The 15776-nt window shown below is 42.1% G+C and carries 14 protein-coding genes; 6 read left to right on the forward strand and 8 right to left on the reverse strand.

Going from position 1 to position 15776, the window contains the following annotated elements:
* Positions 1-27: 27 nt before the first annotated feature.
* From QPX86_RS19980 to sigZ, 3 genes are all read left to right on the forward strand, one after another.
* Positions 28-582, forward strand: coding sequence for a TMEM165/GDT1 family protein (locus tag QPX86_RS19980; protein ID WP_285163722.1), 555 nt, complete (start codon positions 28-30; stop codon positions 580-582).
* 150 nt (positions 583-732) lie between these two features.
* Positions 733-1431, forward strand: a complete 699-nt coding sequence (locus tag QPX86_RS19985) for a glutathione S-transferase family protein (protein WP_285163723.1) — start codon at positions 733-735, stop codon at positions 1429-1431.
* Between the two features lie 162 nt (positions 1432-1593).
* A complete protein-coding gene (sigZ, locus tag QPX86_RS19990) occupies positions 1594-2166 on the forward strand; it encodes an RNA polymerase sigma factor SigZ (protein ID WP_285163724.1) in 573 nt (190 codons plus the stop codon).
* Positions 2167-2233: 67 nt separating this feature from the next.
* On the opposite strand, the gene QPX86_RS19995 is transcribed toward sigZ, so the two are convergent.
* From QPX86_RS19995 to QPX86_RS20010, 4 genes are all read right to left on the reverse strand, one after another.
* Entirely contained in the window at positions 2234-5410 is a 3177-nt protein-coding gene (locus tag QPX86_RS19995) for an efflux RND transporter permease subunit (protein WP_285163725.1), read from the reverse strand.
* On the reverse strand, positions 5410-6651 hold the full coding sequence (locus QPX86_RS20000) for an efflux RND transporter periplasmic adaptor subunit (protein WP_285163726.1): 1242 nt from the start codon (positions 6649-6651) through the stop codon (positions 5410-5412). Before QPX86_RS20000 ends, QPX86_RS19995 begins: the two co-directional genes overlap by 1 nt.
* Positions 6652-6655: 4 nt before the next feature.
* Complete coding sequence (locus QPX86_RS20005; RefSeq protein WP_220752540.1) at positions 6656-8038, reverse strand: TolC family protein; 1383 nt, start codon at positions 8036-8038, stop codon at positions 6656-6658.
* Between the two features lie 356 nt (positions 8039-8394).
* A complete protein-coding gene (locus QPX86_RS20010; protein ID WP_285163727.1) occupies positions 8395-9249 on the reverse strand; it encodes a LysR family transcriptional regulator in 855 nt (284 codons plus the stop codon).
* A gap of 115 nt (positions 9250-9364) precedes the next feature.
* On the opposite strand from QPX86_RS20010, the gene QPX86_RS20015 reads away from it, so the two are divergent.
* Both QPX86_RS20015 and QPX86_RS20020 read left to right on the forward strand, forming a co-directional pair.
* Entirely contained in the window at positions 9365-9754 is a 390-nt protein-coding gene (locus QPX86_RS20015) for a YybH family protein (protein WP_285163728.1), read from the forward strand.
* A 29-nt stretch (positions 9755-9783) separates the two neighbouring features.
* A complete protein-coding gene (locus tag QPX86_RS20020; protein ID WP_285163729.1) occupies positions 9784-10653 on the forward strand; it encodes a VOC family protein in 870 nt (289 codons plus the stop codon).
* Between the two features lie 19 nt (positions 10654-10672).
* Here the strand turns inward: QPX86_RS20020 and QPX86_RS20025 are convergent, their stop codons facing one another.
* Positions 10673-11434, reverse strand: coding sequence for a class I SAM-dependent methyltransferase (locus tag QPX86_RS20025; RefSeq protein ID WP_285163730.1), 762 nt, complete (start codon positions 11432-11434; stop codon positions 10673-10675).
* A 139-nt stretch (positions 11435-11573) separates the two neighbouring features.
* Here QPX86_RS20025 and QPX86_RS20030 point away from each other — a divergent pair, with 139 nt between their 5' ends.
* Positions 11574-12416, forward strand: coding sequence for a 23S rRNA (adenine(2030)-N(6))-methyltransferase RlmJ (locus QPX86_RS20030; protein WP_285163731.1), 843 nt, complete (start codon positions 11574-11576; stop codon positions 12414-12416).
* 151 nt (positions 12417-12567) lie between these two features.
* Here the strand turns inward: QPX86_RS20030 and QPX86_RS20035 are convergent, their stop codons facing one another.
* The 3 genes from QPX86_RS20035 to QPX86_RS20695 all read right to left on the reverse strand — a co-directional run bounded on the left by QPX86_RS20035 (position 12568) and on the right by QPX86_RS20695 (position 15472).
* Positions 12568-12834: a hypothetical protein gene (locus tag QPX86_RS20035; RefSeq protein ID WP_220752547.1), complete on the reverse strand. Its 267-nt coding sequence runs from the start codon at positions 12832-12834 to the stop codon at positions 12568-12570.
* A 62-nt stretch (positions 12835-12896) separates the two neighbouring features.
* On the reverse strand, positions 12897-14270 hold the full coding sequence (locus QPX86_RS20040) for a M28 family metallopeptidase (protein WP_285163732.1): 1374 nt from the start codon (positions 14268-14270) through the stop codon (positions 12897-12899).
* An 8-nt stretch (positions 14271-14278) separates the two neighbouring features.
* A complete protein-coding gene (locus QPX86_RS20695) occupies positions 14279-15472 on the reverse strand; it encodes a lytic transglycosylase domain-containing protein (protein WP_407696609.1) in 1194 nt (397 codons plus the stop codon).
* Between the last annotated feature and the right edge of the window lie 304 nt (positions 15473-15776).

The raw sequence follows: 15776 nt of genomic DNA on the forward strand, positions 1-15776 counted from the left end.
CAATCCCCACCTCCAAAAGAGTATTCTGTGAGTGTATTAGCGATTTCCATTACCACTGTCGCCTTGGCCGAAATTGGTGATAAAACCCAACTGTTATCTTTACTGCTAGCTAGCCGCTACCGTAAACCTATTCCTATTATTGCCGCCATATTCTTAGCCACCATTGCCAATCATGCTTTAGCTGCATATTTAGGTGTGGTGATTGCCGATTACCTTTCTCCTCAGCTATTAACTTGGGTATTAGCAATCAGCTTTTTAGCCATGGCAGCATGGATACTGGTTCCAGATAAGCTCGATGATGATGAAAAAATCTCCAACAGAGGCCCCTTTGTTGCCAGCTTTATTGCCTTTTTCATTGCTGAAATAGGCGATAAAACCCAAATAGCCACCTCCATTCTTGGCGCTCAATACGCTGATGCATTAGTCATGGTGGTAATAGGCACCACTATCGGCATGTTGCTCGCCAATGTGCCAGTTGTGATTATCGGAAAACTGTCTGCAGACAAGTTGCCATTAGCATTAATACGCAGAATTACAGCAGGTTTGTTTGTACTGTTGGCTGCGGCAGCAATGTTAGCTTAAAACCAGTAAGCAATTGATATAAAGCTATTAACTAGATTTAAATTGATAATTTTTTGAGTAGAAGATAAAAAATTCGTCTTTTTTTATCTGCCTTCGTCTTATGAGTAATTAAACAATTAAATTTGCGTTCATCGTAAGAAGGCTCAATCCATGATTAAAATTATCAGCTTTGAAATCTGTCCATTTGTTCAACGTGTTACAGCAACGCTGGCGGCTAAAAATATCGCTTATGAAATCGAATACATCAGCTTAAGTGACAAGCCACAATGGTTTTTAGATATCTCACCCAACGGCCAAGTGCCTGTGATGGTGACAGACAATGGCACTGCCTTGTTTGAGTCTGATGCGATTATTGAATACATCGAAGATGAATTTGGGCCGCTTGAACAAAATGTGACTAACGAGCAACGTGCATTAGATCGTGCATGGAGTTACTTAGGTTCTAAGCATTACTTGGCACAATGTGGCGCGATGAGCAGCAAAGATAAAGCGACCTTAGAAACTCGATTTAAGAAATTGTACAAAGCATTCCAAAAAGCTGAAGAACAGCTTACTGGCAGCACCCAGTTTTTTAAATCTGATGCATTAAGTAACGTCGATTTAGCTTGGCTACCACTACTTCACCGTACTGATATTATTAAGCAAAAGTCGGGCTATGACATGCTGTGTGGTTTACCTAAAATGCAAGCATGGCAACAAGCTATCATGGCAACAGGTTTAGTTGAAAAAACAGTATCGAGTGACTTTGTAGAGAAATTTTCAGGCTTTTACTTAACCAATACCTATTTGGCTGAAGGTAAAAATATTGTGCAAACGGGTTGCAGTGGTAGTGCGAGTTGCTGCGGTTAAATCGCTTTTAAAGTAGCTATTCAGGTTACTAAACAAGAAACTGCAGGCGTTATACATCCTGATAATTCAGCGCTACACTGGATAATGACAACACACGAACTGATCTAAGTATGCTTAGATCAGTTTTTGCGTTCTGAGAAAACAAACATCATAGGAAACACGATGACAACATCAACAGCTATAAGCATTGAAACTATTTGGGCTGAATATCGCACTAGCCTTAAGGGATTTTTGACTAAAAATGTCTCAAATCATGCTGATGTTGATGATTTACTGCAAGAAATCCTAATCAAAAGCTATAACAGCTTAGACAAAATCCAAGACACTAAAAAGCTTAAATCTTGGCTATTTCAAATAGCTAATCACACCATCATCGATTTTTATCGTAAGCGTGCTAGAAACCAAACAAGCGAATTACAAGATCAACATGACTGGGCTTTAGAAGAAAGCGAAGATATTTTTGAACAAATGACTGATTGTATTACGCCCTTTATTAATGGCCTACCACCAGAAGAAGCGGAGTTGCTGACCGCAGTTGAGCTAAATGGTGTCGCCCAAAAAGCCTATGCTGCTCAACAAGATATTAAATACTCGACCTTAAAGTCGCGAGTGCAAAAAAGCCGTCAGTCTCTATACAGCTTATTTAATCAATGTTGTGATTTTCACTTAGATGCTAGAGGAAATCTCGTGTCCTATACCCGCAAAACAGGTAAAGCATGTAGCGGTAAGTGCTAGAGTCAGCTGGTTATTGATGGGTTACATAACCAGCTGTGCTTTAACATTCCGTTTTAGCCAACTCTAACTAACTCGCTTTAACGGGTTCATTGGTAGCAGACTCATTCACAAACGGAGCTGGCGCAAAACTGTCGCCGTAATCTTTATCAAACTCCGCTTCATCGACTTTAACGCCCTTAATACGCTCTACCACCATGTAATTAACCGGCACCAGAATAAGCGTAATAAACGTAGCGAAAATAATACCAAAGCCCAGTGATATCGCCATTGGGACTAAAAACTGTGCTTGAGTTGAACGCTCTAGCAATAGCGGCATTAAGCCAATAAAGGTGGTTAAACTAGTCAGCATCACTGGTCTAAAACGTTTTGCCCCTGCCGTGAGTACTGCTTCCACCAGCGCCATACCTTCTGCGCGTTTTTTATTGATAAAATCAACCAAGACTAGCGAGTCATTCACCACTACCCCCACTAACGCCAACATACCCAAAATACTGAATATCGTTAGTGCAGAACCCATTATCCAATGGCCCATTACAGCACCAATTAAACCAAATGGGATCACGCTCATGACAATCAAGGGTTGTATGTAAGACTTAAATGGAATCGCCAATAAGCTGTAAATCATAAATGTGACAAACACTAAGCCCCATTGTAATGAACCAAAGCTTTCACTTTGCTCTCTAGCCTCACCTTCTAATGAATGACGTACGCCAGGATACTGCGCCACTAACCCATCAAGATAAATTTTTAAATCAGCCTGTAAGACCGTCATATTGGTATTGTCTTTGTCCACATCGGCCGTGACATTTAACACTCGATAACGGTCAATACGTTTGATGGTCGATGGACTCTTACCCGAGGTCATTTTTGCCACATGCCCAAGTGGTACTTGGGAACCATCACTGGTACTGATCAATACTTTTTCAAGATCAGCCAACGACTGACGCTCATCAAGTGGCAAACGTACCATGACCCGAATATCATCACGCCCTCGCTGAATACGTTGCACTTGAGAGCCAAAGTAGAAACTACGGATCTGATTAGTCACTTCTTCACGGGTCAAGCCCAGCGCTTTACCTTGCTCAGTCAGTTCAATCAGTAATTCTTCTTTACCGTTTGATAAGCTATCGGAAATATCAAACACCGTTGGGTAATTAGCTAAATGGATTTTGACTTGATCTGCAATCTCCCTAAGTGTATCCAATGAGTTTGCACTTAACTGCACATCAATAGGGTCGGAGCTACGGCCAATTTCAGCACGATATGTCACTGACTCAGCACCTGGGACATCACCCACCATACGCCGCCATTCCGCTAACAGTTGCCCTGAGGTAATATCCGACTCACGTTTTTCTGGTGGAGTAATTTCAAAACGCACACTACCAGCGTTAGACGTCCCACCACGACCGCCAGTGGTCGCAAGAATATTCAAAATAATGCTTTCGTTAGTGGTTTCATCAATATACTTATCCTGCAAAACCTTGGCTTTAGCGGCGATATCAATAATGTATTGGTTGGTCACCTCAAATGGCGTGCCCGCTGGCATGGTAAGGCTTAAGCGCACCGTTTCACTTGGGATACGTGGGAAGAAAGTAAACTTAGTCCAGCCCGTCATCAACAGGGCAAAAATAATAAACAACACACCCGTAAATAAGCTTAACGTAGCGGCTTTATTTTTTAATGCCACGCGTAAAAATGGCTGATAAAACTTAATAATCGCCTTTTCAAAACCATCAGCAAAATTTTGCTGCATTTTCTCAAAACGATTTTGCTTTTGATTTTCGTGACGCAGCTTTATGTGCTTAAGGTGAGCTGGCAGTACAAACTTAGATTCAATGAGTGAAAATAGCAGAACAGGGATCACCACAATGGCAATTTGGGCAAATATCGCCCCACGATTTCCCTCAATAAACAGCATAGGTAAAAAGGCGGTGACTGTGGTTAAAATACCAAAGGTCACTGGTGCAGCCACTTCTTTAGCCCCGTTAATTGCCGCTATTTCACCGTTAGGTGCGGTTTTTAAATGACTATAGATATTTTCGCCGGTGACAATGGCGTCATCCACCACGATACCCAATACCAAAATAAAACCAAATAAACTCATGACGTTTAGCGATACATTAAAAAACGGCATGAAAATAAATGCGCCCATAAACGATACTGGAATACCAATAAATACCCAGAACGCGATAGAAGGTCGTAAAAATAACGTCAGTAATAGCAGCACTAATATGCCACCTTGCATAGCGCTTCCCACCAGCGTTGAAATACGGTTTTTAACGATTTCTGAATCATCGTCCCAGTAACTTAAACTGTAACCTGCAGGTAAACTGTCTTGGCGTGAGTTGATATAGTTTTTGACTTTATCCGCCACATCAATCGCACTTTGCTGACCAATACGATAAACATCAATAAATGCGGCTTGTTCGCCGTTAAACCGAGTACGCACTGGGGTTTCTTCAAAACCATCAACCACGTTGGCAACATCACTTAAGCGAATGATCGTACCGTCTGTTGCCGTTTTAATGGCAATATTGGCAAACTCATCTTTGTAATACGCTTGGCCTTTTGAGCGAAGCAGAATATCACCGCCTTGGGTTTTTAAGTTACCTGCCGAAATATCCGTACTCGAGCCATTAATAGCACGAGCAATTTCAGTTAAGGTTAATTGGTACTGCTGCAATTTATCCTGTGAGACTTCTAGGGTAACTTCGTAATTTCGCACTCCGCTTAAATCAAGCTGAGTCACCCCTTCAAGGCGCAGCAATTCATCACGCACGACCTCTGCAAACTCTAAGGTTTCTTTTTCGCTATATTTACCGGTAACGGTAACCGCTATAACTTCGCGCTTACGTTGTGCCAGCGCGATAACAGGCTTTTCAGCGTCTGCCGGAAACGTATTAATCGCATCGACGCGGCTTTTAATATCGGCCAATAATTCACGGGGATCATAGCTGCTCTCAACTTCTATGCTGACGTTAGAAGAAGCTTCAGAAGAATTCGAAGTGATCTTTTTTATCCCTTCAAGATCTTGAACCGCTTCTTCAACTCGAATTGTTACCCCTTGTTCAACATCTTCAGGAGTCGCACCGCGCAGCGAAATACTGACAGAAACAATTTCAGAATCCACGCTCGGGAAAACTTCCAGCGGAATACGTGTCGATAACGACCCCAGTCCAATCACCAACAAGAACAACATCAATAAGTTGGCGGCAACATGGTTTCTAGTGAACCAAGCAATCATTATTGCGCCTCCTTAGTTTTAGGGCCTTTTTCACCCTGACGAGGGCCTTTTGCCATCGCTTCATCTGTCGGGCGATTTTCAGGTCGCGCTCTTTGTGGTTTAGCTGCACCAGAAATTAATACAGGCGTACCTGAGCTCACTTGACCTAAAGATGTTGTCACTAAATTATCATTGGCTTTAAGCCCTGACGCTATTACGGCATCTTGGCTGTTTTTCCACAAAATAGAGACCTCGGTACGCAGTAATTTTCCATCCTCTACGATGTAAACGTAACTGCCTTGGTAAATTGATTTTGTAGGGATAACAATTGCGCCAGCTAACACCTTTCCTTGAATTTTCGCAGTAAGATATTGACCGATTTTCAATGGCATTTGCTTATGACTTTGGTAGCTAAATGGCTCATCAATTTGCGCAACGACATAAAGCTGCTGCGAGCTATCATCAATCGCACCTTCAGTGCGATCCAGCTGGCCTTGCCAGTTCTGTAAACCAATTAAGTCTGATTCAAATTGCACAGGTGCAATGACCTTTTTACCTTGTTCAGGCAAGTCGACTAAGGCTAAATCTTTATTGTTAATTGGCAGACGAATTTCAACATAATCAGTGGCGTAAATAGTTGCGAGGGTTGCATTGGTTGACACCACACGGCCAACATCGACACTTTTCTCTAAAATGCGACCGTCAAATGGCGCAACAACTTTAGTTCGCTCTAAGGCGAGTAGTGCTTTATCCAATTGCGCTTGATTAGATAGCATTGATGCCTGCGCGGCAGCTAATTGTGGTTTACGTAACACCAACTCTGTTGGTTCACGACCATTACCTAAACGCTTCCAATCAATTAATGCTTGTTCAACTCGGGCCTGCTCTTCTTGTAAGCCTTGCTTGGCTTGTAATAAACCCGCTTGAGCTATCTTCACTTCAGCCAGATAATCTCGGTCGTCTAATTGAACTAAAACTTCGCCTCTTTCAAAGAAACCACCTTCTCGAAAGTTAGAACTAATTGATAGAATCTGCCCGGATGCTTGGGTGACAAGTGAGCTTTGAGTTCGAGGCTTAACCACGCCAAAGCTACTGACTTCAATTTGATAATCTTGCAAATGGATCTGACGAGTTTCGACAGTGACATTACTCGCCGCCTTTTTAGCACCACGCTTAGATATTGGAGGATTGCTAGTAATGACAAATATCGCGATAACGACAACTGCAATAATGGCGACTGGAACAAGGTATTTTTTATTCATAATATTATTCATCTTGGGTTACACCAGCATCGAGATCGCCACCTAGTGCCAGGTGCAATTGAATACGGTTAGCAATGATTTGATTTTTTAAATTGATCACAGAGGTTTGCGCCACAAACGAGCGAGTTTGCGCATCCAAAACTGTGGTGTAGCTTTCTAGCCCAACTTGATACTGCTCAAATGAAAGTGTTTCGGCTTGCAGTGCATTTTCTTGTGACTTAAGTGTGGCTTGATACTGTTGTTGTAAACTGGCATCTAAACCCAGCGTGTTTTCCACTTGCTCGAATGCAGTAAACAAGGTGCTGAGGTATTGTTGCTCTTGCTGCTTTAAAATCAGCTTTTGCTGCTCAGTTTGCGCTTTTAACCGTCCTGCATTAAAAATCGGTGAGGTTAACCCAGCAAATACAGACCAACTGCTAAAGTCACCATCAAACAGATTATCAAATTCACTGCCACTGCTGCCTACACTGCCGCCTAAACGCAGCGACGGATAGCGCTGTTTTTGAGTATAAGCGACGGTCGCATCTTGAGATAACAGCTGATACCACGCCCCTTGCAAGGAAGGTTTACGCTTAACGAGCTCGCTCGGAATACCAATTTTTATGCCTTGAGGCAATAATGGTAATTTAGCATCCACCAGCAACTTGGCTGCAGGATAACCGCCCAGTAATCGTTCTAATTGGCGTATATCGGAATTTAACTGATTGCGTTGGCCGAAGAGGTTGGATTGTTCGTTGTAAAAAGCATTTTGAGTTAAATACACATCAAGGGCCGTATTAAGCCCTTGGAAATAACCAGACTCAATAATATCAAAGCTTACTCTGGCATTTTCAGTGCGGCGCTCATATAACTTTACTAGCTCTTGAGACGTTACCACTTGGTAATACGCACTTACTACATCTGCGACAAGGTTATCTCGCGCTTGTTGATAGTTGGCTTGTGCAGTTAATAAATCTAGCTTAGTGGCCTTAGCGTTGTCAGATAACTTACCCCAAATATCAAGCTCATAAGTTAAGTCGAAACTCAGGCTATTGGTGTTAGTTTGGGTGTCATTATCACCATTACGACCAGAGGTTAGCCCGCCAGTTAATTCTGGCCAAAAGTTTGAATCGCTGACAGTCTGAAGCTGCTTTTTGATTTCAACGTCTAACGCTAATTTAATCAAATCTTGATTACGATTTAACGCAATACTGGCAAGTTCCAATAATTGGTCAGTGGCAATGGCTTCAACCCAAGGCTGATTTTCTTTTAATGCTTGGGCACTGGTGTACCAAGTTTGTGGAAGCTCAGGGGTCACCTGTTTCTCATCCAAATATGACTGACTGGTGCATCCTGCTAAGACACTTAGCGATAAGGCTATTAACGCTACAGTGAAATGTTTGTTCATCGACCAAAATTCCAAAGTGTGATTATTTTTATGTTAATAATTTTAGAGATTTGCAGCAAAAATTCATACTGATATTGTTCAACTTTGCACGGCTTTACAAAACTACAACCTTAGCCCATTTACATAACCAGCTATATGCCACAAACAACATATCGACCATATTGAAAAACTATTTAAAAACCACAATTAATACTTATAAAACATAAAATTAAATATAAAAAGCAAAATGACCAGTACTGGGAAACTGATAAAACTAGCTAAGCCAGTTGAGACATACTTGCTTACACTCTCAATCGACAATTTGAAAAATGCAACATAATAGACACTATGTGTTTCAGGATGTGGTCTGAGAATGATTAAAATACGGCTGTGATTGCCTCAAGGCTCACTTTTATATTTAACGGCGCTTTGTGTCCATATGGGTGTAAGCCATAAATATTGTTGATTGGGAGATGATACTCAGGGAAAACTAACGCGATATCGTCACTCAATTTAGAAAGGTGAAAATCAGGCACAATTCCGATTCCACAGCCAGATTGAATCAGGGCTAAGCAGGTATGAAACGAATTGGTCACACAATGGGCTTTCGCGGTGTATTGCTTGAACTGATGTGCATTTGACTCAAACTGATGAACAATGTTTTTACCCTGCCAAGTGTTGGCAACATACGGCAGTGTATCAATGTCGGCATTCTCTATAATCGACTTACTGCCCACCAAAACATCTCGAAATGATCCAATACGTTTTTGCATCAACATGCTTTGTTCTGATTGGCCAACCCGAATAGCTAAATCAATATCTTCGGATAATAAATCTAAATGTTGATCATGACTGATTAACTCTGGTTCCAGCAATGGATATTGTTTAAGTAAACCACTAATGGCCGGTGTCACTAACGTTTCCATTAATGCATTCGGTGCAGTAATACGCACTCGCCCTTGAGGAGCAAGTTTAGTTTGCTCGACTTCAAACCAAGCGTCACTGGCAATTTGATTCAAAGCTTTGCATTGCTGATAAAACTGCTCACCCGCAGACGTCAAAGACTGTCTGCGCGTTGTTCGCTTTAACAGCACCACATCAAGTTCTGTTTCTAGTGCTTTTAAGTGCTGGCTGATCACTGACTTTGACAGTTCAAGCGAGTCAGCTGCGCCAGTAATTGATCCAGACTCAACAATATGGGCAAACACGGCCATTTGACGAAATCGATTCATTTTATTGTTCAGTTTTATTAAACAGTGATTGTAAATATAGCTGTTTTTCCGAAGTAGTGACAAGACTAATATCAGTCTCATTCGATGGGTTCATCACTCGCTTAAGGATTAAATAATGACTCAATCAACCACTACAGAAAACCCAGTATTAACCGCATGCAAAAATGGCATTGCAGCGTGGCAAAGCGCTTTTAATAATCAAGATGCCAAAGGATGCGCCGCCCAGTACCAACAAAATTGCATTATGACAGCACGCCCATTTGGCGTATTCGAAGGTCGTGAAGCGATTGAAGCATTCTGGCAAGGTATTATGGATCAAGGATTTAAAGATGTTGACTACACCGATGTCACTTGGGAAGCTGAAGGTGATAATGGCTATATATTGACCTCAAGCTGGACTATGAATAAAGCCTTTGGTGTTGTACATCGTGAGCTTTGGGTTGTTGAAGCAGATGGCAAAGCACGCCTAGCTAGCGATGAATTTGAAGTTCAAGGCGAGCGTTAACGCAGCTGAGTAATAAGGAAAGTAAATCAATGCAGATAACTCACCACAGTTTATATATCAGCAACCCTGAGCAATCTTTGGGGTTTTATCTGCAGCAGTTGGGAATGCAGCTGGTAAAGCAGGATCAAATTGGCGGCCGCTGTCATTATTTATTGCAGTTTCCCAGCGCAGCGAACCATGCGCAACTTAAATTAATACATGATCCTCAGCGCGTCTTTAGTATTGCAAAGCAACCAAGTCGAGTGGATGGCTATTGGAAATTTTCAATTGCGGTAGGCCACTTAAAAACGGCACGTCAAAACCTCATCGATAATGGCATTACCACTACGCCTTGCTTAGAAATCCCTAATCTCGCGTATTTATGTCACCTTGAAGATCCTGACGGCTACAGCATTGAGTTAATCCAAACACATTTGCTTGAACACACCCAAAGTTCATTAATAAAGCAAGCGCCAGATTACCCATTAGGCAGTGCCGCGCACTTCAATTTATCGACCTTAAGAGTCAAAGACATTGCATTAAGTCTGTCGTTTTACCAAGAGTTGGGATTAGAGCTAGTACATACTTTCCGCTCAGACGAGCGCAACATGAGCTTATACTTTCTGGCTGATAAACACGCACAAGCCTTTGCCGATTTACAAGCTGCAATCAATTCAGCCAGCCAATCAGTCGGCAAATCAATGAATGCCGAAATTGTGGAAATATTATGGCAATACCCAGAAACGCTATTAGAACTGCAGCAATTTGACGGCACCGCTGAGGATGAGGACTTTAGTTACCATACATCGACCCACAGCGGTTTTGCAGGACTCACTTTAAAAGGAGTTGAAGAACAGCAAAGTAATAGTGTTAATAAACTCGTTAAAGATCCTGACGGTTTTTTATTGCGAATCGACTAACCCATTAATAAAGACACGCTTACTTCATAGCCGCTTTTACATAAACATCAAAGCGGTTTTTCTTCTGCGCTAATACCATGCTAGGTTTTACCCCATCTAAATCTTCGGCATAATCTGGGCGTTTAACCACCACACGCTTTGTCGCTAATGCTTGGGCAGGTTTTAATAATCCATCGGCATCTAAATCTGCACCAACAAGCGTTTGAAACACGCGCATTTCTTTTTTCACTAGCGCTGACTTCTCACGGTGTGGATACATAGGGTCTAAATACACTACATCAATTTCTTCACCTGATTGCGCAGCCGCATCAACTAACGCTTCAATACTTGAGCCATGAAATAGACTCATGCGTTCACGCATCCAATCACCGATTTCAGCGTCTTCATAAGCGCGGCGCAGGCCATCTTCAAGTAAAGCAGCCACCACAGGGTGACGCTCAACCATAATCACTTTGCAACCTAAACTCGCCAACACAAACGCATCGCGGCCTAAGCCTGCTGTGCCATCGACAACCGTAGGAGAAATACCTTGTTTCAAACCAACGGCTTTAGCAATTGTTTGGCCGCGACCGCCACCGAACTTGCGCCGATGTGCAACCGCACCTGAAACAAAATCGACTTCAATGCCATCAAGCTTAGGTTCGTCACGTTTGTGCAGCGTTAAGGTGTTTTGCTCGAAGCGTAATTCAAACTCAGCTTCTTTATCCCACACTAAGCCCCAGCGTTCGCTGATATCAACTAAAGAAGGATATTGTTGGTTAAAAAAAACAGGTATTTGCAAAGGGTTGTCCAAGGCTCAATGAGATTATGACTATTATGCCAAAAGCCTTCGGGAGTGAATACCTATACCTGATGGCATAGAAAACTTATAATGCAGATATTACACAGCCTTAAGCTGTTCAAATAATCTGGGATTACTCATGTTAAGTTACCGTCACGGTTATCACGCTGGCAATTATGCCGATGTACTCAAGCATTCAATGTTGCTGCAAGTGCTTAAACTCATGCACAAAAAACATAAGCCAATGGCTTACATTGATAGTCATGCGGGTGCTGGCGGTTATGCTCTAACCGATGAGTTTTCTAAGAAAACAGGTGAGTATCTAGATGGTGTCGCTAAGCTTTGGGGCAAAGATGATTTACCAGAACCCTTGCAGCTTTATATTGAAGATGTAAAACACTTCAACCAAGGTGAAGAAGATCTGGCTTTTTACCCTGGCTCTCCTGCTTTTGTTGATATGAACATGCGTGAGAAAGACCGCATGGTATTACATGAGCTACACGGGACTGATTTTGCCTCACTTGATGAGCAATTTGCTGATGACAGACATGTTCGCGTAGTAAAAGGTGATGGCTTAAAAGGGCTGATTGCTGCAGTACCACCGCTCGAGCGCCGCGGTGTTGCACTAATTGATCCAAGTTATGAAATAAAAACTGACTATCAAGATGTAGCCCACGCAATCATTAAGGCTCACAAACGCTTTGCAACAGGTGTATATATGCTTTGGTATCCTGTGGTTGATAGAGCGCAGACTGAAGCTATGTTGAAAATTTTGGCTGATAGCGGCATTAAAAATCAACTTAGAATTGAGCAATCAATTACCCCAGACAACAATGCCTTTGGTATGACAGCTGCTGGATTGTGGGTGATTAACCCACCTTGGCAGCTAGATACCGCGGCTAAAGAAACTTTGGATTACTTAGAGCGCTGCCTAGGTCAAAGTGGCGGAAAAACAGTGGTTAAGCTAGAAGTACCTGAATAGAAAGTACCTGAATAAAAGTGCTTAGTAAAAAGCACCTGAATAAAAAGTGCCAGAGTGAAATAGCTAAAAGCGCTCAATAATTCATCAACAAAAAGCCACCGTTATTGGTGGCTTTTTAATACATGAATTTCAGGTGATAAAATAAAACCAGCTATACGCATCCTTTATCGGCAGAAAAAGGGCGAGTAATCAAACCCATCAAGGCACTGAAAAGGCCCACTGCAACATCTTGCTGTGGATCGCTACGAGTATTACCTGGCCTAGATTCCCATTCGTCGCGCTGAACCTTGTTATTGGCCGCGCCAACGACAAAATCACAACCAGCATTCATCGAAGCTGTTTTAACGTTATTACTAGTGCAAGCTGTGAGCATGCCACTCGCTGCAATGATTACTGACAAGATTAATATTTTATTCAATGTATACATCCTTGTTTAACATTTTTTTGCTCCCTTTTGCTTAACATCTAAAAGCGTTTATATTAAAAAGCGCCAGCTGCACCAGGAAATACCACAGGGCTGGTATTGCCGTCTTTGCCGACAGCAGCAACGCCATAGAGATAATTATCTATCACCATGTTTTTCATAATAAACTCGTTTACTTTGCCAACATAGCGACTGTGGGTCCATTCTGACTCAGTTGTTAGGCGCCAATAAACACGATAGCCAACAACATCTTTATTAATATTATCATTCCACTGAATTTTAGTGTCGGGTTGCATTATCCCTTCAATCTTAACGCCTGTAGGCGGCGCTGGCGCCCATGCCATTGAGGCTAAACTGATCGCATTTAATGCGGTTAGTTTAGCGTTAAAATTGAAATCAACACCTTCAATCACATCGCCATATTCAATACCGTTTTCGGTACGTAAATCTTGGTGCTGACGATCATAATGCTCATTGGTTTCCATCACCCTAACCGCAGGCATGCCCGCTTTATTAAATGGTAAGTGGTGACCACCGCGACCAAAGCGGTCAAGACGGTATACCAACATAACATCTAAATTTGTCATGTATTGGTCAGCCAAGGTTTTAATGTTTCGGGCTAAGTTACGAGAGGCTGAATCGTTTTCGCCGCCACTAAAGTAACGCTCTTTTGCTTCTTCTTTGGTTTCTGCAATTCTGACGCCTTCAGAGAATACCCTAACGGTAGAATTATTAATCACGCCATTAATACCAGCAATGTTGCCAATCATGTCATTATTGAGCACAGCTTGAACTTGCCAGTCATGCTTTTTAGCATAATTAATCAATACATCACCACCGTACAAGCCTTGCTCCTCACCAGACAACGCAGCATAAACAATGGTGCCATTAAACTCATATTTAGATAGTACTCGCGCCGCCTCTAATGCTCCAGCAACGCCTGATGCATTATCGTTGGCACCCGGTGAATCTGAAGTAAAATTCATTGGATCGGTCACGCGAGAGTCAATATCGCCGCTCATCATCACGACTCGCTTAGGATCAATTTTGCCTCGTTGAATTGCAAATACATTAACCACTTCAGTTGGCTCAGGAATTCGCTTACCTGTAACAGTTTCGCCTACCATCACGACTTCAAGACAACCGCCACAGTCAGCTGAAATACGTTCAAATTCTACTTTAATCCAACGCCTTGCCGCGCCAATACCACGCGTATCCGATTTAGTTTCCGATAAGGTATGTCTTGTACCAAAGCTTACTAGTTTGGCGACATCATCATGTAAGCGCTTAGCTTTTGGAGCTGCGGCAATATCATATAAACGTAAGTCTTCTTGAGAAGGTGCTGGGGCAGCACTCGCGCCAAAGCTAATTAATGAGATGAGGCCAGTCAATGCGACGGCCGTTTTGGTGAGTTGTAATGCTTGTTTCATAAGTTCCTCTAACTTTGCAGTGCAGTGCGATAGCGTTTTAAGAGTATTTTGACTCGCTCTACATAGGCTTGGGTTTCAGGATAAGGCGGTATGCCTTGGTATTTAGTGACTGTAGTAGGTCCCGCGTTATAGGCCGCGCAGGCCAAATCAATATCGTTATCGAAGCGTTTTAGTAAATAGGCCAGATACTGACTGCCGCCCCAAATATTTTGCTTAATGTCGAAAGCGTCGCTGACTCCTAACTCTTTGGCGGTTGCTGGCATGAGCTGCATAAGGCCAATTGCACCGACTTTTGAGCGCGCTTTAGCATTAAAAGCGGATTCAGCATGAATAACTGCTCTTATCAGCGCTGGGTCTAAATCAAATTGTTCTGCAGCATCAGTAACATGATCGCTATGTTTAAATGCAAACAAAGGAATACTCTGCCAATCCACTTGCGAGTTCACTTGGCAAGCAAAGCAGTCATAAAGTAAAACTTCAAAATCTGCGCTGTCCGGCACGATATTAGAGAAGGTGGTGATACCACCCTGCTCATATTGATAGATTTTCCGCTTAGGCTTATTACTCGTCTTCAGGCTTTGATCAGAAAAAGAAGCCGTTTTTAATGGCTTAACCCATTTAGGCTTGCTTACTGATTTAGCTGGAGTTTGCACAGTATTTATATCAACCGGTGGCTGCTTGATGACTTTAGGTTGCAGTACTAACATAGGTTTAGGCGACTCATCAGGCAAAGCCACAATTGCAGGGTGAAGTACTTGCTGCTTTTTAGGTTTTAACAGCAGGCGACTTTCTACATCTTTACTTTCTACACCTTGGATCGGTTTTTCTGTAGGGAGTACTACAATTGGGGCTAATAACACCTGCTGTGACTTAGCCTCTGGTTTAACTTCTACCTGAGGCTCATATACTCGGGTAGGTTTAGTATGAGACGAAGATTGAAGATACTGTTTTTTTGGCTTTACTGGTTTTGCTTGCTGTGCTTTTGGTGCCACCTTAGCACTTACTTCGGCTGTAGGAGAAAGAGATTTTTGTAGTTTTAACTCAGTAGCAAGACTTTCTTCTGCCATTGGCGTCATGGATACTTTGGCTTTTTTTATTGCCAATGGTTCAGACTCATACCCAGCAAAGGTACTACCGAGTAGCAAGGCGCTAGCGGCATAAGTAGTAGCAACACTGTTAGTTAAACTCAGTAATTTATTCATTCTTCTTATAATTTTTTTATAAAACTATCTGTCTTTTTTGTATCAATCACAGCTGGTTACTTGAGCAAGTCAATTAGTAAAACACTAGGCTTACTATTTATTCACCTTTGGCTATCGAGTCCAGTTAAGCTTAATGTTATCTGTCTCATCTCCCCATAATAGCCACAAATCAGTTCAAAGTTCATCCTCGTCGGTTAAAAGTGGTGTGTTTTTATTAAACACATTTTTACAATCTAACCAAAAACCCGATTAAAAACAGGATTAAAACCTTATAAAATGAATGCTTTACATTTAGCTACAACGA

It is taken from the genome of Shewanella goraebulensis, assembly GCF_030252245.1.
GTDB lineage: Bacteria > Pseudomonadota > Gammaproteobacteria > Enterobacterales > Shewanellaceae > Shewanella > Shewanella goraebulensis.

Excerpts from the sequence above, each read along its gene's own strand:
- QPX86_RS19985 (WP_285163723.1), top strand. The coding sequence starts at position 733 with ATGATTAAAATTATCAGCTTTGAAATCTGTCCATTTGTTCAACGTGTT.
- sigZ (WP_285163724.1), top strand. The coding sequence starts at position 1,594 with ATGACAACATCAACAGCTATAAGCATTGAAACTATTTGGGCTGAATAT.
- QPX86_RS19995 (WP_285163725.1), bottom strand. The coding sequence starts at position 5,410 with ATGATTGCTTGGTTCACTAGAAACCATGTTGCCGCCAACTTATTGATG.
- QPX86_RS20000 (WP_285163726.1), bottom strand. The coding sequence starts at position 6,651 with ATGAATAAAAAATACCTTGTTCCAGTCGCCATTATTGCAGTTGTCGTT.
- QPX86_RS20005 (WP_220752540.1), bottom strand. The coding sequence starts at position 8,038 with ATGAACAAACATTTCACTGTAGCGTTAATAGCCTTATCGCTAAGTGTC.
- QPX86_RS20010 (WP_285163727.1), bottom strand. The coding sequence starts at position 9,249 with ATGAATCGATTTCGTCAAATGGCCGTGTTTGCCCATATTGTTGAGTCT.
- QPX86_RS20015 (WP_285163728.1), top strand. The coding sequence starts at position 9,365 with ATGACTCAATCAACCACTACAGAAAACCCAGTATTAACCGCATGCAAA.
- QPX86_RS20020 (WP_285163729.1), top strand. The coding sequence starts at position 9,784 with ATGCAGATAACTCACCACAGTTTATATATCAGCAACCCTGAGCAATCT.
- QPX86_RS20030 (WP_285163731.1), top strand. The coding sequence starts at position 11,574 with ATGTTAAGTTACCGTCACGGTTATCACGCTGGCAATTATGCCGATGTA.
- QPX86_RS20040 (WP_285163732.1), bottom strand. The coding sequence starts at position 14,270 with ATGAAACAAGCATTACAACTCACCAAAACGGCCGTCGCATTGACTGGC.
- QPX86_RS20695 (WP_407696609.1), bottom strand. The coding sequence starts at position 15,472 with ATGAATAAATTACTGAGTTTAACTAACAGTGTTGCTACTACTTATGCC.